This window comes from Pseudomonas sp. LABIM340, assembly GCF_040017195.2.
In the GTDB taxonomy this organism is placed as follows: domain Bacteria; phylum Pseudomonadota; class Gammaproteobacteria; order Pseudomonadales; family Pseudomonadaceae; genus Pseudomonas.
On record NZ_CM200227.1, the window covers coordinates 560,092 to 579,893 of the forward strand.

Sequence of the window (19,802 nt, forward strand, 5' to 3'; positions counted from 1 at the left end):
GGTTGTACGCCGCCAGACCGGCCCCGCCCGGAACAATCGCCCGCCCGCCGCTCGCCCGCACGAGATTCTCTGAACCCGCTCCGCTGCCCGGCGGTCCATTCCATGCAAGAGGCAATCTCACAAGGAGCCACCGCATGGACCTCATCCGCATCCTCATCGCCATCCTTCTGCCGCCGCTGGGCGTGTTCCTCCAGGTCGGTTTCGGCGGAGCGTTCTGGCTCAACATCCTGCTGACGCTGCTCGGCTACATCCCCGGCATCGTCCACGCCGTGTACATCATCGCCAAGCGCTAACCCGCCCGGCTGCCCTCCCAGAAATGCTCCGCCAGCATTCGCAGCTCCGCCGACAGCTCCGCCATGCGCGCGGCGCTGCGCTGACAGGTACCGACCTTCGCCGCGTTGCTGTCGGCCGAGCCGCGAATCGCGTGCAGGCTGCGCTGCACGTCCTCGCTGGCGACGCCCTGTTCCTCGATGGCTTCGGCGATCTCCAGGCTCATCCTCTGGATCGCCGAGACCTGCTCGCTGATGCGCTCCAGCGTGCCCGCCGCCTGGCCGGCCTGGGCCAGGCTGGCCACTGCCTGGTCGCAGCAGTGCCATAGCGCGCGTACCGAATCCTCGGCGCCCTGCTGAAGGTTGCCGACCAGCGCCTGGATGTCCCGCGCGGAATGTTCCGTGCGCGAGGCCAGCGCGCGAACCTCGTCGGCGACTACCGCGAAACCGCGTCCGCTTTCCCCGGCGCGCGCCGCCTCGATGGCGGCGTTCAGCGCCAGCAGGTTGGTCTGCCCGGCGACGTCGCGGATCACCTCGAGCATCCGCGAGATCGCCTCGCTGTGCTCCTTCTGTTGTTCCACTGCGGTACTGGCCGCGCGCACGCCGGCTTCCAGCGCGGCGAGTTGCCCGCGCGTGCCGTGCACGTCCTGATGCCCTGACTGAGTGATGCGCTCGCTGCACTGCGCCGCCACCGCGCTGTGCTGCGCGTGACGGGCCACTTCCTGGACGCTCTGCGCCAGTTGCTGCATGGCGCTGGCAACCTGCTCTGTCTCTCGCTGCTGCAACTGCGAAGCGGCACTGCCGCCGGCCATGGCATCGGCCAGCGCGGCGGAGTGTTCGGCCAGTTGCCGGGATGCGTCGGCCATGCGCCCGACCACGGCGGCGGTCTCCGCCTCCAGCATGCGGAAGGCGAAATCCAGCTCGCCGAATTCGTCCGCGCGGCCCGAATAGAGCTGCTGGCTCAGCGGGTTGTCGGCAATCTTCCGTGCGCGCCCGAGCAGCGCGCCCAGCGGTTGCAGGCGCAGCACCAGCCAGGCGCCGGATATGCCCAGCGCCAGCAGGAAGGCCAGCGCCGTCAGCTTGGGTAGCAGCAGCGCGAGAAGAGCGCCGCCGGCCTGCGCCAGCAGCAGACCAAGCAGCAGTTGAAGGACCAGCGGCACGCGCGGGCGACGCAATGTCCTGCCCTGGCGCATGCGCGCATAAAGGCGCTCCGCCGCGTCGATCTGCTCGGCACCGGGACGGGTGCGCACCGACTGATACTCCACGACCTTGCCGCCATGGCGGATCGGCGTGACGAAGGCGCTGACCCAGTAGTGATCGCCGTTCTTGCAGCGGTTCTTCACCAGGCCCATCCAGCTGCGCCCGGCCTGCAAGGTCTGCCAGAGGTGGGCGAAGGCGGCGGGTGGCATGTCCGGATGGCGCACGCGGTTGTGGTTGAAGCCCACCAGCTCCTCGGCCTCGAAGCCGCTGACCTGGATGAAGTCCGGGTTCACGTGGGTGACCGCGCCCTTGAGGTCGGTGGTGGAGAGGATGTTGGCATTGCCGGGCACATCCACCTGGCGCCCGGTGACGGGCATGTTGAGCTTCATCGCTGGTGCTCCAGGCGGGTCTGGAACAGTTGCTCCGGCGCCACTGGCTTGCTGAACAGGAATCCCTGGGCGTGGCGGCAGCCTTCGGCGCGCAGGAAGTCGAGGTGCTCCTGGCGCTCGACGCCCTCGGCCACCACTTCCAGGCCGAGGCTGTGGCCCAGGCCGATGATCGCGCGGCAGATGGCGCTGAGTTCCGGGTCGTCGGGTACGCGGGTGATGAAGCTGCGGTCGACCTTGAGGATGTGCAGCGGAAAGCGCTTGAGATAGCCCAGCGAGGAGTAGCCAGTGCCGAAGTCGTCCAGCGCCAGGCGCACGCCCTCGGCGGCCAGTTCGCGCAGGCAGGCGAGGGTTTCCGCGCCGTCCTGCATCAGCAGGCTTTCGGTGATCTCCAGCACCAGGCTGCGCGGCGACAGCCCGCTCTCTGCGAGAATCTGCTGCACCCGCGCGGCGAACCCCGGCTGCTGCAGTTGCCGGCTGGACAGGTTGACCGAGCAGTACAGGCTGCGATGCCCCTGGCTCTGCCACAGCGCCGTCTGCCGGCAGGCCTGGCGCAGTACCCAGTCGCCAACCGGGACGATCTCGCCGGATTCCTCCAGCGCCGGGATGAAGTCCAGCGGCGAGATCGACTGGCCGTTGTGCTTCCAGCGCAGCAGCACCTCCACCGCTTCCCAGTGCGGCGAATCGCGGTCGAGGCGGACGATGGGCTGGTAGTGCAGGCTGAACTCCTCGCGGCGCAGCGCCTGGGCCAGCGCGCTTTCCAGGTCCAGCCGACGCTGTGCCTCGGCCTGCAGCTCCAGACTGAAGCGCGCGTACTGCGCCTTGCCGGCCTCCTTGGCACGGTACAGCGCAAGGTCAGCGGCCTGCAGGGTGTCGATGGCCTGGCCGTCGGTCATCAGCCCGGTGATGCCGATGCTGGCGCTGACCACCAGCGTGCGGCCATCCACGTGCAGCGGCTGGCGCAGGCAATCGAGCATGCGCTGTGCGACCTGTTCGGCGTCGACCAGGCTGGCCAGATCGTCCAGCAGCACGACGAACTCGTCGCCGCCGAAGCGCGCCAGGTGATCGCCCGGCCGCAGGCAGCGCAGCAGGCGCTGGGAGACCTCCACCAATACGCGGTCACCCACCGCGTGGCCGAGGCTGTCGTTGATCAGCTTGAAGCGGTCCAGGTCGATGAACAGCAGGCCGGACTCGCGCGCACCGGGGCGACGCTGGCGCATCAGGGCCTGCTGCAGCAGTTCGTCCAGGCGCAGACGGTTGCCCAGGCCGGTGAGCGGGTCGTGCCGCGCCGCATGGCTGAGCTGGTGTTCGCTGGCCTTGTGCTGGCTGATGTCGGTCTGCGAGCCGGCCATGCGTCCGTCGGTGACCACGCCGCGCGCCAGCACCCAGAGGTAATTGCCGTCGCGCTGGCGGATGCGGTACTCGTGGCTGAGCAGCGCGCTGCTGCCGCGCAGGTGCGCGTCGATGGCCTTGCGCAGGCCGGGCAGGTCATCCGGGTGGACGCGGGCGAACCAGCTGGTGCTGCCTTCGCCGAGGTTGTCGCGAGTCAGTCCGAGCATGCGCGCCCAGCGCTCGGAGACGTAGAGGCGATCATTGCCCAGGTCCCAGTCCCAGATACCGTCGTTGGCGCCGCGCAGGGCGCGGGCATAGCGCGCCTCGCTGTCCTCCAGCGCCTGGCGCTGGGCCGCGCCGTAGGTGTCGATGGCCAGCGACATGTCGAAGAACACCCGCTTGAGCAGGCTGGCGTAGGTCTTGGCTTCATGGGCATCGCCCATCAGGTCGGCGAGCATCTGGTCCAGGTACAGGCGATACGCGCCCAGGTACCACTTCAGCTCGACGCCGACCTGCTGGTGCACCAGCCCGATGCGCAGGCGGTCGCGTACGTAATCGGCGTCCTGCGGGGCATCCCAGAGCTGGCGGTAGTACTCGAACTGGCTGCATTTCAGCCGCGCCAGCGTCGCCGGCTCGGCGAGGATCGCCCCCAGCGGCGGGTAGTTGCGCAGGTGATCGTAGAGCTGCTCGATGAAGCGCTGGTGGCAGCCCTCCAGTTCGGTGGCGCGACCGTGGAGATGGCAGCCATCCTCCTCGCGCCACTCCAGGTAACTCAGGCGCTGATCGACTTCCATCGTCGACAGGCCGATGCGCTCGAGCACGCTCTCGAGCTTCGGTCCCAGGCCCATGTTCGGCTCCTTGCGGGTCTGCTGTTTTTGTCGGGCATGAAAAAAGCGCCGGCTCGTCGGCCAGTCGAAATCGACGGCGACAAACTCGGCGCTTTGTCTTGCAGGCCCACAAGTCCTGCCCGGCAAAGCCAGCTTCCGCAACGGCGGAACGCGGGTGGTTTGTCTTTTACACCAGGGGGCGGGGGCCCGACAACTCTTGCAGCGCGCCGCTCAGGCGCTGGCGCAGCTCGCCCAGCTCGCGGGAGCGGAAGGCATGGCGGGTGCGCTCCAGCACACCGATGGCATCGGCCAGCAGCGCGGTGATCTTCCCGGTATCGCCCAGCGGTGCGTCCTGGAACCAGCGGCACAGCGGTGCCTGCTGGCAGTCACAAGGGCCTTCCATCACGCCGCAGCGCAGCTCATAGGCTGCCAGCAGGGCACGAACCTGGCGCGCCAGCGCCGGGTCCTCGGACGCGACAAGCAATTGGACGGGATGCCGGTGGAGAGTCATGAGGGGATCGCTCATATCAGGGAGATGCCAATTTAGTGGCTAGTGGCTATCTGATATTGACCCCTGTCATAGGCTGAGGCGTCTTCCGCCAGAGAGTCGACAGCTGGTGTGAAGTGGCTCGCATTGTGGTGCCGGTAAATTGCCAGGAACGCGCGGTAAACGTAGGGCGGATAACCTGAGACAGGTTATCCGCCAGACCCTTGGCGGCGGATAACGCTGGCGCGTGATGCGCCCTACGTGCTGGCAGAGCAGGCAAAACGTACCGGCTGACACCGAGGTTACTTCTCGCTCCGAACGGTCCCCTCTCCCGCTTGCGGGAGAGGGCCAGGGTGAGGGGCCTTTGATCCTGTAGGTGCGGACTTGTCCGCGAAGCTCATTGGGTAGGGCGTGAAGCGATGGGTATCGCTTCGCTCCAGGCCATCCTGCGAAGTGCACCGGGGCGCTATCAGTGCAGCGAACGCACCTGGTTTTCCATGATGCGTACCGCATCGGTCCAGCGCACCCAGACCTTGCCCTGCCAATCCATCACGCTGGTCGGCTGGCCTTCGATCTGCTCCATGCGCCGGCGCGGCAGGTGCGGATTGTTCTGCTGCGCATCGCGCAGGGTCGGCAGCACTTCGGTGCTGATCCATTGGCGCAGGCTGCGATTCTCCGGGTGATAAAAGTGCACCAGCAGCAGCGCGTAGAGGCCGCTCTCGCTGACCAGATAGAGCTTCTCCTTCGAGCCCATCAGCAACTCGTGGCGAATCTGGTCCGGGTCGAGCTTGCTCGTCACTCGCTCGCCGATGTGGCTATTGGTCAGCTTCGCCAGGTCACGAATGACGAACCACGCCTGCTTCTCGATCAGCAGCCCGCGCAGGCGACGGTTGTAACGGGGGAACACAGTGGGAATCAGGCCTTCGTCGGCCGACATCGAATCGGAAAACTTCATGCTGTCTCTCCATGTACGTCCAGAAGCCGCCGCCCGAACAACCACAGAGGGAGGCGGACCGTGCAAGGGTGGAATACCGAGACATCGAGAGGACGAAAAACCCGGCCGAGCCGAAGCCCGCCTTACACGGTCCGCCATGGACCGCCAGAAGACGCTGATTCTTGCAGGCAGCGTTATTCGCCATGGCGTGTGCTTTGCCGTCCTCCCATGTCTTCAGGATTCCACTCCTGGCCACGGCGAACCGTGGCAGGCGGAACGCTACGCAGAGGTCTTGTAGGACAGCAACGCAGTTGCGGCGTAGGGCGATTCTTGATTTGCCGACCTTTGCTCGACTGCATCATTCGCCATGGCGAAATACACGGCCTGGGGTGGCGCAAGGACTAACGGATGCTCCATCGGTCTGATTCGACCTTGAGGCTGCAGGTTTGAATTTCTATAGTAGAACTACGCCATTGGCGTAGTTCTACCGGCAGGGATGTCATGATCTTCATCGAGACGCCGGTTTTCACCGAAGACCTGCATGAGCATCTGAGCGACGAGGAGTATCAGCAATTTCAGCAGTATCTCGCCGCGAATCCGGAGGCCGGTGACGTCATTGTGGGAACGGGCGGGCTGCGCAAGGTGCGTTGGACCTGTGGCACAAAGGGTAAGCGTGGAGGCGTGCGGGTGATTTACTACTACCTTTGCCTGGCCAGTCAGATTCGCCTGCTGCTGATCTACCGCAAGGGTGCCAAGGACAATCTCACGGAGCTGGAGAAAGGCCTGCTCCGCAAACTGAACCAAGGGTGGCAGTGATGGAAAAGCGTCTCTTCGACCGGCTCGTTGAAAGCATGGAGCAAATGAACGAGATCGAGAGTGGCGCGCGCGAGCCCTCCCGAGTTTTCCACGTCGATGCATTTCAGGTGCGCAGCATCCGCAAGGCGACAGGCCTTTCCCAGGTCGCTTTCGCCCGGACAATCGACGTGGCGGTGGGCACATTGCGCAATTGGGAGCAGGGGCGTCGCGAGCCGGACGGTCCTGCCAGGGCGCTACTGCGCGCGATCCATAACGATCCGGAACATGTGCTCGCAGCGCTGCGCGAATAGGCACTGGTGAGGCCAGAAACGAAAAAGCCGCGCATCCGCGCGGCTTTTTGCTGAAAGGGTGGTGGGCCCACACGGACTTGAACCGTGGACCAAAGGATTATGAGTCCTCTGCTCTAACCAACTGAGCTATAGGCCCCCAGAAGGCGGGCGGATTATACCGGTGCGTTCTGGCTTGCGCCAACCGGATGCAGCGGGACCAGGAAGCGGTTGGCAAAGGCGTCGGCCGGTAGCGGGGCGCTCAGCGCGTAACCCTGGATCTGGTCGCAGCCTTCGGCTTCGAGGAAGCGCTCCTGGGCTTCGTGCTCCACGCCTTCGGCGATCACCGTGAGGTTCATGCTGCGGCCCAGGGCGATGATGGCGCGGGCGATGGCGGCGTCGTGGGGGTCGTCCGGCAGGCCGTGGACGAAGGACTGGTCGATCTTCAGGGTGTCCAGCGGTAGCTGCTTCAGGTAGCTGAGCGAGGAGTAGCCGGTGCCGAAGTCGTCGATGGCCAGTTGCACGCCGAGGTGCTTGAGGCTGTGCAGGATCGACAGGGCTTCCTCGGTCTGGTGCATGAGGAAGCTCTCGGTGATCTCCAACTGCAGGCGCGAGGACTGCAGGTTGTAGTGGGCGAGCAGTTCGCGGATGCGTTCGACCAGGTTGGTCTGGCGCAGCTGGGCGCCGGCGAGGTTGACTGACAGCGGGCCGAAGGCGGCATGGCTGTCCTGCCAGCGGCTCATCTGCCGGCAGGCTTCGCGCAGCACCCAGTCGCCCAGCGGCAGGATCAGGCCGTTCTCCTCGGCCAGGGGGATGAAGCGATCCGGAGAAATCGCGCCGAACTGCGGATGCTTCCAGCGGATCAGCGCCTCCGCCCCCACAAGCTGGCCGCTGGCGAGGGACAGCTTTGGCTGGTAGTAGAGCTGCAGTTGGTCGCTCTCCAGGGCGCGGCGCAGTTCGTGTTCCAGGGCCATGCGTTCGGTGGCCTGGAAGGTCAGTTCGCGGGTGTAGAACTCGACGCGGTTGCGGCCCTGGGCCTTGGCCCGGTACATGGCGGCGTCGGCGTTCTTCACCAGGGTGGCGACGTCGCCGCCGTCGCTGGGGTAGAGGCAGATGCCGATGCTGGCGCTGACGAAGAACTCCTGTTCGCCGGCGATGAACGGCTTGTCGAAGCAGACCAGCAGTTTGTTCGCCACGTGCTCGGCATCCAGTGCGTGGTGCAGGCCGGGCAGCAGGATGATGAATTCGTCGCCACCCTGGCGGGCCACGGTGTCGACGTCGCGCAGCTGCTCGCGCAGGCGCGTGGCGATGGATTTCAGCAACAGGTCGCCCACCGGGTGGCCGAGGCTGTCATTGATGTGCTTGAAGCGGTCGAGGTCGAGGAACATGACCGCGCCCTGGTGATCGTCTTCCTGGGCTTCCTTGAGCGAGGCGTTCAGGCGGCTTTCGAACAGCAGGCGGTTGGGCAGGCCGGTGAGCGGGTCGTGGTGGGCCTGGTAGTCGAGCCGCGCCTGGGCGTACTTGAGGGTGGAGATGTCGGCGAACACGCCGACGTAGTGGGTCAGTTCGCCGTCGGCGTTGCGCACGGCGCTGACGGTCAGCCACTCCGGGTACAGCTCCTGGTTCTTCCGCCGGTTCCAGATTTCGCCCTGCCAGTGGCCTTCGGCGTTGAGCTGGTGCCAGAGGGCGACGTAGAAGCTGGTGTCATGCTGGCCGGAGGCGAGCAGGCGCGGCGAGTTGCCGAGGGCTTCCTGTTCGCTGTAGCCGGTGATTTCGCTGAAGGCGCGGTTGACCGCGACTATCTGCTGGTGCGCGTCGGTGATCATCACGCCTTCGGCGGTGCTTTCGAAGACGGTGGCGGCGAGGCGGAGCTTTTCCTGCATCTGCTGCTGCTCGGTGATGTCCCGTGCAATGGTCAACATGCAGTCGTCGTTGCCGATGGTGATGCGGTGGGCGGAGAGCTCGCACAGGCGCAGGCCGCCGTCGCGGGTGCGAATCTGCGCGGTGAAGTCCGGGGCGCTGGAGGCGTTGTCGAGGATGCCGAGCAGCTTGCTGCGGTCGGCCGGATTGGCCCACAGGCGCAGGTCCAGTGTGGAGCGCTCGGCGGCTTCCTCGCGGCTGTAGCCGGTGATGCGGGTGAAGCCCTGGTTCACTTCCACCAGCCGGCCGTCGCTGATGCGCGAGATGAGCATGCCGTCGGGGGAGGCGTGGAAGGCCTTGGCGAACTTCTCTTCGGAGACGCGCAGCTGCTCCTGGGTCTCCTTGACCTGGGAGATGTTGCGCACCACCACCACCAGCGCCGGGGTGTCGTCGAGGACGATGTGCTGGGCCGAGAGCAGGCCGGTGAAGCGTGTGCCGTCGCGGCGGTTGAGCGGGATCTCGACGTTGTTGAGTTGATCGTCCTGCAGGCGCGCGAGCATTGCCGGGCCCATGCCCGGTTCGCCCCAGATGCCCAGCTCGGTGGAGGTCTTGCCCAGTGCTTCGCTGGCGGGGATGCCGATCTGCTGTTCGAAGGTGCTGTTCACCGCCAGCAGCTGTCCGTCGACGCGGCGGGCGAGGACGATGATGTCCGGGCAGTGGTGGAACACTGAGGCGAACTTCTGCTCGGACAGGCGCAGGGCCTGTTCGGTGTGCATGGCGTCGGTGATGTCGATCATCAGACCGCGCAGGATCATCTCGTCGGCATGGTGGATCAGCGTGACGATGTCGCGAATCCAGACGATCCGCCCATCGGCGGCGAGCATGCGGTAGTCGAAGCTGTGGTTGCGCCCGGCCTGGCTTTCGCTGAGGCAGAAGTGGATGGCGCGCTCGGCGTCTTCCGGGTGCAGGGTGCGCTGCCAGAAGCCGGGTTCCAGCCAGTCCTTGATCGGGTAGCCAAGCAGCCGCTGGGCGTGGGGCGAGACGTAGGTGAAGCGGTTTTCCGCCAGGCGCATTTCCCAGGCGATGGCGGTGAGGCTTTCCACGAGGCCGCGGTAGTGCTGCTCGCTGTCGCGCAGGGCCTGCTCGAGCTTCTCGCGGCGCTGCATCTCGCCACGCAGGCGGCGGTTCATGGTGAACAGCACCAGCAGGGTGATGGCGGTCAGGAGGGCAATGGGGACGGCGATTTCAAGGACTTCGCGCCACACCGAGCGGCGGTCCAGCAGGCCACCGACCCAAGGCGCCTGGAGGGCGTCGATCTGCTCGACGGTCAGGTCGGCCAGTACCTTGTCGATGATGCCGGCGAAGATCGCCTGGTCCTTCGGCACGCCCATTGCCAGCTGGTAGCGATAGGGCGTTTCGCCGCTGATCTGCAGGCCGTCGAGCTTGAGCTGGCGCAGGTTCCAGACGGCGGAGGCGAGATCGCCGACGAATGCATCCACCTGCCCGGTGGCCAGGGCCTGCAGGCCAGCGGCGACGCTCGGCAAGGGTTGCAGGTTCAGGTCGGGGTGCTTGGCGGTCAACAGTTCGTGAGCCGCGTAGTTGGCCACGACGCCAACCTTGAGCCCGTAGAGTTCCTTGAGGCCGCTGGGAGCCGGGCCGTCCTTGCGGGCAAGGATGATGATCGGAAAGTCGAGGTAGGGGCGGGTGAAGGTCAGGTAGTCGAGGCGCTTGGGCGTAGCCATGACGCCGGGCAGCAGGTCGATGCGGTTGTCGCGTGCCTGTTGCAGGACTTCGCTCCAACTGGCCGGTTCCACCGGCTGCAACTTCACCTTGAGTTGTTGGCTGATGAGCTGCACATAGCTGGCAGCGAGCCCCTGGTAGCGGCCCTCGGTGTCGCGGAACTCAAACGGTGGCCAGGAGGTGTCGACGCCCAGGCGCAGGCTGGGATGTGCCTGCAGCCACTGCTGCTCCTCGGGCGTGAGGCTCAGGGCGAACGCCTGACCTGCCCAGAATGCGAGGCACCACAGTAGAACTGCCTGCAGACGCGGCATGAAGGGCCTCATTCCAGGGGGGACTATGCCGAAGTGTAGACGTGGCACTTTGCCCGATGGAAGGCCCAAAGAAAAACCCCCGGTTTTGGCCGGGGGTTCTTCGTCACTCGTCGAGGAAGGAGCGCAGGTGCTCGCTTCGCGACGGGTGGCGCAGCTTGCGCAGCGCCTTGGCTTCGATCTGGCGGATACGCTCACGGGTTACATCGAACTGCTTGCCGACTTCCTCGAGGGTGTGGTCGGTATTCATGTCGATGCCGAAGCGCATGCGCAGGACCTTGGCTTCGCGAGCGGTGAGGCCGGCGAGGACTTCGCGGGTGGCTTCCTTGAGGCTCTCGCTGGTCGCCACTTCGATCGGCGACTGCATGGTGGAGTCCTCGATGAAGTCGCCCAGGTGCGAGTCTTCGTCGTCACCGATCGGCGTTTCCATGGAGATCGGTTCCTTGGCGATCTTCAGGACCTTGCGGATCTTGTCTTCCGGCATGTCCATGCGTTCGCCCAGCTCTTCCGGGGTCGGTTCACGACCCATCTCCTGCAGCATCTGGCGGGAGATACGGTTGAGCTTGTTGATCGTCTCGATCATGTGCACCGGAATACGGATGGTGCGGGCCTGGTCGGCGATCGAACGGGTGATCGCCTGGCGAATCCACCAGGTGGCATAGGTCGAGAACTTGTAGCCGCGACGGTATTCGAACTTGTCCACCGCCTTCATCAGGCCGATGTTGCCTTCCTGGATCAGGTCGAGGAACTGCAGGCCGCGGTTGGTGTACTTCTTGGCGATGGAGATCACCAGACGCAGGTTCGCCTCGACCATCTCCTTCTTCGCACGACGGGCTTTCGCCTCGCCGATGGACATGGAGCGGTTGACGTCCTTGATCTCGGCAACGGTCAGCTGCGAGCTGGTTTCCAGGTCGACCAGCTTCTGCTGGTTGCGCAGGATGTCATCACGTAGGCGCTCGATGGCCTCGGCGTACTTGGGCTTGCCCTTGAGTACGGAGTCGACCCAGGCGGTGTCGGTTTCGTGGCCGGGGAACTGGCGCAGGAAGTCGGCACGCGGCATGCGGGCATCACGCACACACAGCTGCATGATGGCGCGCTCCTGGCGGCGGACGCTGTCCAGCGAATCGCGGACCTTGGCGACCAGCACGTCGAACTGCTTCGGCACGAGCTTGATCGGCATGAACAGTTCGGCCAGGGCGACCAGCTCTTCGGTCGCCTGCTTGCTGCCGCGGCCGTGCTTCTTCAGAGCCTTCTTGGCTTTTTCCAGCTGCTCGGAAACGGCGCCGAAACGACGAGCGGCTTCTTCCGGATCCGGACCGCCGTCGCCTTCTTCTTCCTCGCTGTCGCCGTCGGACTCTTCGTCCTCTTCGTCCTTATCCTTGTCCTTGGCTTCGGCGTCGTCTTTCAGACCGACCGGCTCGACTTCCTCGGCCGGCACGGTGCCGTCATCCGGGTCGATGTAGCCACTGAGGACATCAGACAGGCGGCCGCCTTCGGCGACGATGCGGTTGTACTCTTCGAGAATGCCATCCACCGCGCCGGGGAACTGGGCGATGGCGCTCATGACCTCGCGGATGCCTTCCTCGATGCGTTTGGCGATTTCGATCTCGCCTTCGCGGGTCAGCAGTTCCACGGTACCCATTTCACGCATGTACATGCGCACCGGGTCGGTCGTGCGGCCAACGTCGCTCTCTACCGCGGCAAGGGCGGCAGCAGCTTCTTCGGCGGCAGCTTCATCGGTATCGGTTTCCGCCAGCAGCAGGGCATCCGCATCCGGGGCTGTCTCGAATACGTTGATCCCCATGTCGTTGATCATGCGGATGATGTCTTCTACCTGTTCCGGATCAGAGATATCCTCCGGCAGGTGGTCGTTGACCTCCGCGTAAGTCAGGTAACCCTGCTCACGACCACGGGTGATCAACTCTTTGAGACGAGATTGCTGTTGCGCTTTTCCGGACATAACACCCTATCCACTGAAGGTCTTGGCGGGCTGAAATAAGCCGAGGATTATACCAGATTCGAGGCTTCAGGCGCCAGTTCAGCTCTGGCTGCCTGTTGAAGAGGGGGTGCTGTAGTGCTCCCGCAGTAACGCTTTCTCTTCGTCGGTCAGTTCACTGGGATTCTTTCGCAGCACACTGTGCAGGCGGGCTTCGCGGCTGCTGAGCAGTTGGTTGTGTGCAAGTGTAGTAATGGTGTCGACGAACTGCTTTTCAAGATTGCCGTCATCGATCAGCCATTCTTTCCCCGCCAGCACCTGCAGCAGGCGCCCTTGGGGTGTTCCGTGCCAGCGCGCGATGAGGTGCATCGAGCTCTGTCTCGGATTCTTCTGCAACGCTTCGACCAGGGCCGCGAGCAGTTGCGAATAGGTCTGTCCCTCGTTGGAAAAGTGGCTCGCATCCTCGACGCTCTGCGCCAGTTGAGGATGGTGCAGCAGGGTGCGCAGCGCGGTCAGGGTCGGCGATTCGACGCTGATCTCGGTGCGTGGCTGGCGCGGCGTAAAGTCGCCTTTCTTGCCCTTGCCATCCCATTTGCGATCGCCCTTCCAGGGCTTCTTGCCCTGTTTGGCGCCGCCGTTGCCGGCGGAAAATTCCTGTGGCGCCTCGAAGTAGTTCGAAGCGTCCTGGTAATGACTGTCGCCGTGCTCTGCGAACTGGCCGGCGAACTGGCCCATATCGTAGTCGGCGTACTCGTGGGCGTGCTGTTCTGAGCCCTGTGTCTTGGTCGGAGCAGGCGCATGGCTGGGCTTGCCCTGGCCGGTGAGGCCGGAGCGTGGCGCGCTGATCTGGTTGAGCGCCTCGACGGACAGTCCGGTGATTTCGCCCAGGCGCTGGCGCATCAGCAGGCGCAGGGTGTTGCCGGGAATCTTCTCCAGCAGCGGCCCGGCCAGGGTCGCCAGGTGCGCCTTGCCTTCCAGCGTGCTGGGGTCGGCTTCCTGGGTCAGTTGCTGGAAGAAGTAGTCCGCCAGCGGCTGGGCCTGGTGGGCGAGGCGGGCGCGGAACGCGTCCGGGCCTTCGGCGCGCACCAGGCTGTCCGGGTCTTCGCCTTCGGGCAGGAACAGGAAGCGCACCTTGCGCCCGTCCTGCAGGTTGCTCAGTGCCGACTCCAGCGCGCGCCAGGCGGCGTTGCGGCCGGCCTGGTCGCCGTCGAAGCAGAAGAGGATGTTCGGCACGATGCGGAACAGCCGCTTGATGTGTTCTTCGCTGGTGGCCGTGCCCAGGGTCGCGACCGCATTGCGGATGCCCTGCTGGGCCAGCGCGATGACGTCCATGTAGCCTTCGACCACCATGATCTCGTCGAGATCCCGGTTGTTCTTCCGTGCCTCGTACAGGCCGTAGAGCTCCTGTCCTTTATGGAAGACCGGGGTTTCCGGCGAGTTCAGGTATTTCGGCTTGTCGTCGCCCAGCACCCGGCCGCCGAAGGCGATCACTCGCCCGCGGCTGTCGCGGATGGGGAAGATCACCCGGTCGCGGAAGCGGTCGTAGCGCTTGCCGCTGTCTGGGTTTTCCACCAGCAGGCCGGCGTCGAGCATGGCCTTGAGCTGCAGGTTGTCGCCGCCCAGGTTCTTCAGCAGGTTGTCCCAGCCCGGCGGGGCGAAGCCCAGGCCGAAGTCGCGGGCGATCTCGCCGGTCAGGCCGCGGCCCTTGAGGTATTCCACTGCGGCCTTGCGCGCCGGGTGGCCTTTCAGCGCCTGGCGGTAGAACTCGGCGGACGCAGCCAGCAGCGGGTAGAGCGGCGAGTCGACTGGTTGGCGTGGCTTGTTGCCGCGCCGGCCTTCCTCGCGGGGAATGTCCATGCCGGCGCGCTTGGCCAGGTCCTCGACCGCCTGGACGAAGTCCAGCTGGTCGTGGTCCATGATGAAGCCGAGTGCGTTGCCGCCGGCGCCGCAGCCGAAGCAGTAATAGAACTGCTTGTCCGGGCTGACGGTGAAGGAGGGTGTCTTCTCCTTGTGGAACGGGCAGCAGGCGCTGTAGTTCTTGCCGGTCTTCTTCAGCTGGATGCGCGAACTCACCACATCGAGAATGTCGGTGCGGTTGAGCAGGTCATCGATGAAGGATTGTGGAATCAGGCCGGCCATAGACTCAACGGGACACAGGGTGGACCCAAGCATAGCGCGGGGCGCTGGGGCCGCGAGCGAGGCTTGAGACTAAGCATGGGGCTGGAAAAGCAAAAACTCCGAAGTCCGCGAATGCGAATCGGAGTGGGGTGCCTTGTTTCAGGCACTCGCCCGGCGAGTGGGCCGGGCGATGCGGAAAGCGTGCGACGAAGCGCTGTAACTCAGTACAGGCGCTCGCGGCGGCGCTGTTCGCGCTGCACTTTCTTGGCGTGACGCTTAACAGCGGCAGCGGCCTTGCGCTTACGCTCGGCGGTCGGCTTTTCGTAGAACTCACGGCTACGGACTTCGGCCAGTACGCCTGCTTTTTCGCAGGAGCGCTTGAAACGACGCAGAGCTACGTCGAAGGGTTCGTTCTCTTTAACTTTGACGGCGGGCATCCAGGTCGTACCTTCAATGATTACCGGAGGATTTATCGCGCTCCTGACGGTTGTTCGGAGTCGGCGGTTTTCAAGGGTTGCGGATATTAAACGTTCGGAAGGAGGAATGCAAAGCCTCCGATCGAAAAGCACTGGTCCGAAGCCCAGCCGGCGATTATGATGCGCGGCTTCAATTTTGCCCAGAGTAAAGGCTCAAACCCATGCTAGTGCTGGGGTTGGAAACCTCCTGCGACGAGACCGGCGTCGCCCTGTACGACAGCGAAAAAGGCCTGCTGGCCGACGCGCTGTTCAGCCAGATCGACCTGCACCGCGTATACGGCGGCGTGGTCCCCGAGCTGGCCTCCCGTGATCACGTGAAGCGCATGCTGCCGCTGATTCGTCAGGTGCTGGCCGACTCCGGCTGCACCGCCGAAGACATCGACGCCATCGCCTACACCGCCGGCCCCGGCCTGGTGGGCGCGCTGCTGGTCGGCGCGTCCTGCGCCCAGGCCATGGCGTTCGCCTGGGGCATACCGGCCGTCGGCGTGCACCATATGGAAGGCCACTTGCTGGCGCCGATGCTCGAAGAGCAGCCGCCACAGTTCCCGTTCGTCGCCTTGCTGGTGTCCGGCGGCCACACCCAGCTAGTGCGGGTGGATGGCATCGGCCAGTACCAGGTGCTCGGCGAGTCGGTGGACGACGCTGCCGGCGAAGCCTTCGACAAGACCGCCAAACTGCTCGGCCTGGCCTATCCCGGCGGTCCGGAGATTGCGCGTCTGGCCGAGAGCGGTACCGCTGGTCGCTTCGTCTTCCCGCGCCCGATGACCGACCGTCCGGGCCTGGATTTCAGCTTCAGCGGCCTCAAGACTTTCGCCCTGAATACCTGGCAGCGCTGCGTGGCCGAAGGTGATGACAGCGAGCAGACTCGCTGCGATATCGCTCTGGCATTCCAGACGGCAGTGGTCGAGACCCTGACCATCAAGTGCAAGCGCGCGCTCAAGCAGACTCATCTGAAGAGCCTGGTGATCGCCGGTGGCGTCAGCGCCAACCAGGCGCTGCGCCAGCATCTGGAGAAGATGCTCGGTGAGATGAAGGGCCAGGTGTTCTACGCCCGCCCGCGCTTCTGCACCGATAACGGCGCGATGATCGCCTATGCTGGCTGCCAGCGGCTGGTGGCCGGACAGCAGGACGGCCCGTCGATCGGCGTCCAGGCGCGTTGGCCAATGGAGTCGCTGCCGGCGATCTGAATAATGAAGCTGCAAACGACGCGGCCCATGCTCTGAGCGGCATGGGCCGTTTTTTCGCTTGCAGCGTGATACGCGGGCCGGGAAGCTCGCGGCTCTAGAAGTGACGTTCGCGTCCGGCGATCAGGTTGCGCAGGTTGCTGCGGTGACGCCAGACGATCAGGCCGGTGAGCGCGGTCATCGGCAGCAGCGCCGAAGGTTCCTGCCAGGCCAGCAGCGGCAGGGTCAGCGGCGTGGCCACCAGGGAAGCGAGCGAACTGGTGCGCGACAGCTTGAAGGTCACCAGCCAGGCGACTGCCGCGAGCAGGGCGGCCGGCGGGTACAGTGCCAGCAGCATGCCGGCGGCGGTGGCAACGCCCTTGCCGCCACGGAAGTTGAAGTACAGCGGGTAGAGGTGACCGATCACCGCTGCCAGCCCGATCCAGGCCTGCTCCACGTCGGACAGGCCGATCAGCCGGGCTAAAAGAACCGGAACCAGCCCCTTGGCGAGATCGCCGAGCAGGGTGAGGATGGCGATCTTCCTCCCGGCCAGGCGCAGCATGTTGGTGGCGCCGGGGTTGCCCGAGCCGCTGGCGCGCGGGTCGGCGGTGCCGAACAGGCGACTGAGGAGTACCGCGAAGGACAGTGATCCGAGCAGGTAGGCGAGGATCGCCAAGAACCAGAACATGGTTTCCACCGGAGACGAGGTCGTTTCCGATTCTAACGGGGCGCCGGCCGCTTGTCGTGTCGCCTTGGAGCATGCAGTCAGTGGACAGAGTTTTCATCGAGGGGCTGGAAGTGGACACCGTGATCGGCGTCTACGACTGGGAACGGGGTATCCGGCAGTGCCTGCGCCTGGACCTGACGCTGGGCTGGGACAACCGCCCTGCGGCGGCCGACGACGATATCGCCAAGGCCCTGGACTACGCGGTGCTCTCCGAGCGGGTCATGGCTTTCGCCCGTGACGCGCATTTCCAGCTGGTGGAAACCTTCGCCGAGCGCCTGGCCGAGCTGCTGATGGCGGAATTCGGCATCCAGTGGCTGCGCCTGAAAGTCACCAAGCCCGGCGCTGTTGCGGCCGCCATCGGCGTGGGTGTGGAGATCGAACGCGGATGCCGTTGACGACGGTCTACCTCGGACTGGGCAGCAACTTCGACCGTGAGCGCCACCTGCTCGCCGGGCTGGAGGCGCTGGACGGTTTCCTCGAGGACATCCACTGCTCGCCGGTCTTCGAGAGCGAGCCGGTGGGCATTCGCAGCGGCCCTTTCTACAACTTCGTGATCGTTGCGCGCACCGATCAGCCGCTGGCGGAGCTGAGCCTGCGGCTCAAGCACATCGAGGCGGACAACGGCCGCTATGCGCCGGAGCGCAAGGGCCTGCCGCTGGATATCGACGTGCTGCTGTATGGCGATCTGCACGGTGAGTTCGACGGCCTGACGCTGCCGCGCGCCGAGGTGTTGAAGAACGCCTTCGTGCTCTGGCCGCTGGCGTTGCTGGCGCCCGAGGTGAGGCATCCGGGGGCGCAGCGTTCGTTTGCCGAGCTGTGGGCGGACGCGCAGATCGCGCAGGAGCTCTGGCCGGTACCCTTCCAGTGGCGCGGTGTGGAGCTGACACCGGCGGCGCTGATCGAGGCGCATCCGGCGGCCTGATTTGTGTTCGGGTTTCTCCCGGGACGCCACCGCGACAGGTGATGCGTCCATGGGGCGTCACCTGTAGGAGCGCCCCATGGGCGCGATCGCGGGCATGGCCCGCTCCTACAGTGGTGTGACGTAGTCAGCCGGCGTGGCTTTCCTTGTAGGCCTTCAGGGTCGTCAGGCGTTCACGCTTGAGCGCTTCGCCCAGCTCGGCACCCTTGTATCCCTTTTCCAGCAATGGCTGTATCGCGACCGAGCGGGCGGCCTGCGCCGCGCCGCGCAGGTACTCGGCCTGCGGGTATTCGCGGTCCTCCAGCCCATGGCGGCCGCGGGCGTCCATCTCGCTGGCGGCGAGGAACTCCTCGAAGCGCTGCGGTCGGCGGTAGACGTCGAAGGATTGCAGCAACTCCAGAATGGTGTTCGGCCGCAGTTCGAGCGCACGGTGGCAGTGGGTGTGGTACTCGCCGACCAGTCGCGCCAGTTCCTGGCAATCTCGCGGGACCTTGAAGCGTGCGTTGATCGCGTCGATCAGTGGCAGCCCCAGATGTTCGTGGGCGTGGTGCTTAGGCCACTCTTCCTCGCGGGTTTCGCCCTTGCCCACGTCGTGCACCAGGCAGGCCCAGCGCACGCTCAGCGGTTGATCGTACCTGGCGCACTCGCGCAGCACGGCCAGCACGTGCTCGCCGGTATCCACTTCCGGGTGGTGCTGCGGCGGTTGCGGCACGCCGAACAGCGCATCGACTTCCGGCATCAGCACGGCCAGGGCGCCACAGTCGCGCAAGACCTGGATGAACACGTCCGGGCGCGACTCCATCAGGGCGCGGGAGATTTCCTTCCAGCTGCGTTCTGCGGTCAGCGCTTCCAGCTCGCCGGACTCCGACAGCTCGCGCATCAGCGCCAGGGTTTCCGGCGCCACGCTGAAGCCCATCGGCGCATAGCGGGCGGCGAAGCGCGCGACGCGCAGCACGCGCAACGGGTCTTCGGCGAAGGCCGGGGAGACGTGGCGCAGCAGGCGGGCTTCGAGGTCTTTCTGGCCGTGGTAGGGATCGACGACCTGGCCGTCATCGTCCTCGGCCATGGCGTTGATGGTCAGGTCGCGGCGGATCAGGTCTTCTTCCAGGGTGACGTCGGGGCTGGCGTAGAAGGTGAAGCCGCCGTAGCCACGCCCGCTCTTGCGCTCGGTACGAGCGAGGGCGTACTCCTCGCCGGTTTTCGGGTGGAGGAAGACCGGGAAGTCGGCGCCCACCGGGCGGTAGCCCTGGGCGAGCATCTCGTCGGCGCTGGCGCCGACCACCACCCAGTCGGTGTCGCTGAAGGGGATGCCGAGCAGGCGATCGCGCACGGCGCCGCCCACCTTGTAGATCTGCATGAAGCTGTCTCCTGTTCTGGAGGATAGCTTCGGGGTTTGCGGCGAGTGGGGCAAGCTCGGCAGGGAGGGGGCGCTTGCGGCGCCGCTCGCGGGCATGGCCGGCTCCTACAGGGAGTTCTGGTTTAAGGCGCGGCGACGGGGACCTGCTGGAGCAGTGCGCCGATGGCGTCCTGCAGCAGGGCGGCGCTGGCGTGCGCGGGGCTCAGGCCGGTGCTGACGGTGCCTTCCCAGAGCGTCTGTTCCTGCGCATCGGTCAGGCGCAGGCGCAGGGTGCCGGTTTCGTCGCGCAGGCGGTGGATGGCGAGATAAGGGCCGAGCGGGTTGGGCGGCGGCACGTCGACCTTGAATTCCAGTGGCGCATCCTGCAGCGCCAGCCAGTAGTAGACGCGCAACTGTGGAGCCGCGCTTTCGCGGTAGCCGCGTTCGATCAGGCCCTGGCGCACCTGGGCGTTGATCAGGGGGTAACGGCTGCGGTAGGGCAGGGCGTCGACGGCGTTTTCCGGTGGCATCAGCTGGAAGTCGCGCAGCCCGGCCAGGCGCGCATCGGCGGGATGCGCGACCTGGGCGTGCGGGACGGGGTTGCTGCAGGTCGCGACAGCAAGGCAGAGCAGGAGAATGGCGAACAGACGCATGGCGGTCTCCAGCGGGGTTGCCGCCATGCTTGTCACGCCTGCTGCCACG

17 protein-coding genes and 1 tRNA gene are annotated in these 19,802 nt (G+C 65.5%); 6 read left to right on the forward strand and 12 right to left on the reverse strand.

Translation table 11 applies throughout. The features are described from left to right. The first annotated feature begins 134 nt into the window (after window positions 1-134). Entirely contained in the window at window positions 135-293 is a 159-nt protein-coding gene (locus ABKS89_RS02690) for a YqaE/Pmp3 family membrane protein (protein WP_003084988.1), read from the forward strand. Here the strand turns inward: ABKS89_RS02690 and ABKS89_RS02695 are convergent. From ABKS89_RS02695 to ABKS89_RS02710, 4 genes are all read right to left on the reverse strand, one after another. After that, the gene (locus tag ABKS89_RS02695; RefSeq protein WP_348589152.1) at window positions 290-1,858 is read right to left on the reverse strand and encodes a methyl-accepting chemotaxis protein; all 1,569 of its coding nucleotides are present in this window, start codon (window positions 1,856-1,858) and stop codon (window positions 290-292) included. The genes ABKS89_RS02690 and ABKS89_RS02695 overlap by 4 nt on opposite strands. After that, window positions 1,855-4,035 (reverse strand): putative bifunctional diguanylate cyclase/phosphodiesterase, encoded by a 2,181-nt coding sequence (locus tag ABKS89_RS02700; RefSeq protein ID WP_348589151.1) that lies wholly within the window; start codon window positions 4,033-4,035, stop codon window positions 1,855-1,857. Before ABKS89_RS02700 ends, ABKS89_RS02695 begins: the two co-directional genes overlap by 4 nt. A gap of 166 nt (window positions 4,036-4,201) precedes the next feature. Next, complete coding sequence (locus ABKS89_RS02705) at window positions 4,202-4,540, reverse strand: hypothetical protein (protein ID WP_518300983.1); 339 nt, start codon at window positions 4,538-4,540, stop codon at window positions 4,202-4,204. Window positions 4,541-4,970: 430 nt separating this feature from the next. Next, window positions 4,971-5,456, reverse strand: coding sequence for a BRO-N domain-containing protein (locus tag ABKS89_RS02710; RefSeq protein ID WP_348589150.1), 486 nt, complete (start codon window positions 5,454-5,456; stop codon window positions 4,971-4,973). Between the two features lie 480 nt (window positions 5,457-5,936). Between ABKS89_RS02710 and ABKS89_RS02715 the strand changes: the two genes are divergently transcribed. Together ABKS89_RS02715 and relB are read left to right on the forward strand one after the other, a co-directional pair. Next, entirely contained in the window at window positions 5,937-6,251 is a 315-nt protein-coding gene (locus ABKS89_RS02715; protein WP_138213021.1) for a type II toxin-antitoxin system RelE/ParE family toxin, read from the forward strand. Next, on the forward strand, window positions 6,251-6,541 hold the full coding sequence (gene relB, locus ABKS89_RS02720; protein ID WP_138213020.1) for a type II toxin-antitoxin system RelB family anti-toxin transcriptional regulator: 291 nt from the start codon (window positions 6,251-6,253) through the stop codon (window positions 6,539-6,541). Before ABKS89_RS02715 ends, relB begins: the two co-directional genes overlap by 1 nt. 59 nt (window positions 6,542-6,600) lie before the next feature. Here relB and ABKS89_RS02725 read toward each other — a convergent pair. The 5 genes from ABKS89_RS02725 to rpsU form a co-directional block, all read right to left on the reverse strand. Then, window positions 6,601-6,677, reverse strand: a tRNA-Ile gene (locus ABKS89_RS02725). A 16-nt stretch (window positions 6,678-6,693) separates the two neighbouring features. Then, on the reverse strand, window positions 6,694-10,428 hold the full coding sequence (locus tag ABKS89_RS02730; RefSeq protein ID WP_138213019.1) for a bifunctional diguanylate cyclase/phosphodiesterase: 3,735 nt from the start codon (window positions 10,426-10,428) through the stop codon (window positions 6,694-6,696). A 103-nt stretch (window positions 10,429-10,531) separates the two neighbouring features. Continuing rightward, window positions 10,532-12,385 carry an RNA polymerase sigma factor RpoD gene (gene rpoD / locus ABKS89_RS02735; RefSeq protein WP_138213018.1) on the reverse strand — a complete coding sequence of 618 codons (1,854 nt, stop codon included), beginning with the start codon at window positions 12,383-12,385 and terminating at the stop codon, window positions 10,532-10,534. 78 nt (window positions 12,386-12,463) lie between these two features. After that, window positions 12,464-14,500: a DNA primase gene (gene dnaG / locus ABKS89_RS02740; protein WP_138213017.1), complete on the reverse strand. Its 2,037-nt coding sequence runs from the start codon at window positions 14,498-14,500 to the stop codon at window positions 12,464-12,466. A 200-nt stretch (window positions 14,501-14,700) separates the two neighbouring features. After that, entirely contained in the window at window positions 14,701-14,916 is a 216-nt protein-coding gene (gene rpsU / locus ABKS89_RS02745; RefSeq protein WP_003085057.1) for a 30S ribosomal protein S21, read from the reverse strand. Window positions 14,917-15,116: 200 nt separating this feature from the next. Here rpsU and tsaD point away from each other — a divergent pair, with 200 nt between their 5' ends. Next, window positions 15,117-16,142, forward strand: coding sequence for a tRNA (adenosine(37)-N6)-threonylcarbamoyltransferase complex transferase subunit TsaD (gene tsaD / locus ABKS89_RS02750; protein WP_138213016.1), 1,026 nt, complete (start codon window positions 15,117-15,119; stop codon window positions 16,140-16,142). A gap of 94 nt (window positions 16,143-16,236) precedes the next feature. Here tsaD and plsY read toward each other — a convergent pair whose 3' ends face one another. Further along, window positions 16,237-16,806 (reverse strand): glycerol-3-phosphate 1-O-acyltransferase PlsY, encoded by a 570-nt coding sequence (gene plsY / locus ABKS89_RS02755; protein WP_348589149.1) that lies wholly within the window; start codon window positions 16,804-16,806, stop codon window positions 16,237-16,239. Between the two features lie 80 nt (window positions 16,807-16,886). On the opposite strand from plsY, the gene folB reads away from it, so the two are divergent. Continuing rightward, the gene (gene folB, locus ABKS89_RS02760; RefSeq protein WP_015475255.1) at window positions 16,887-17,240 is read left to right on the forward strand and encodes a dihydroneopterin aldolase; all 354 of its coding nucleotides are present in this window, start codon (window positions 16,887-16,889) and stop codon (window positions 17,238-17,240) included. Next, window positions 17,231-17,767 (forward strand): 2-amino-4-hydroxy-6-hydroxymethyldihydropteridine diphosphokinase, encoded by a 537-nt coding sequence (gene folK / locus ABKS89_RS02765; protein WP_138213014.1) that lies wholly within the window; start codon window positions 17,231-17,233, stop codon window positions 17,765-17,767. The genes folB and folK overlap by 10 nt, the downstream gene beginning before the upstream one ends. Window positions 17,768-17,891: 124 nt before the next feature. Here the strand turns inward: folK and ABKS89_RS02770 are convergent, their stop codons facing one another. Both ABKS89_RS02770 and ABKS89_RS02775 read right to left on the reverse strand, forming a co-directional pair. After that, window positions 17,892-19,121, reverse strand: a complete 1,230-nt coding sequence (locus ABKS89_RS02770; RefSeq protein WP_138213013.1) for a multifunctional CCA addition/repair protein — start codon at window positions 19,119-19,121, stop codon at window positions 17,892-17,894. A 122-nt stretch (window positions 19,122-19,243) separates the two neighbouring features. Continuing rightward, window positions 19,244-19,753, reverse strand: a complete 510-nt coding sequence (locus ABKS89_RS02775; protein ID WP_348589243.1) for a DUF4136 domain-containing protein — start codon at window positions 19,751-19,753, stop codon at window positions 19,244-19,246. Window positions 19,754-19,802 lie beyond the last annotated feature (49 nt).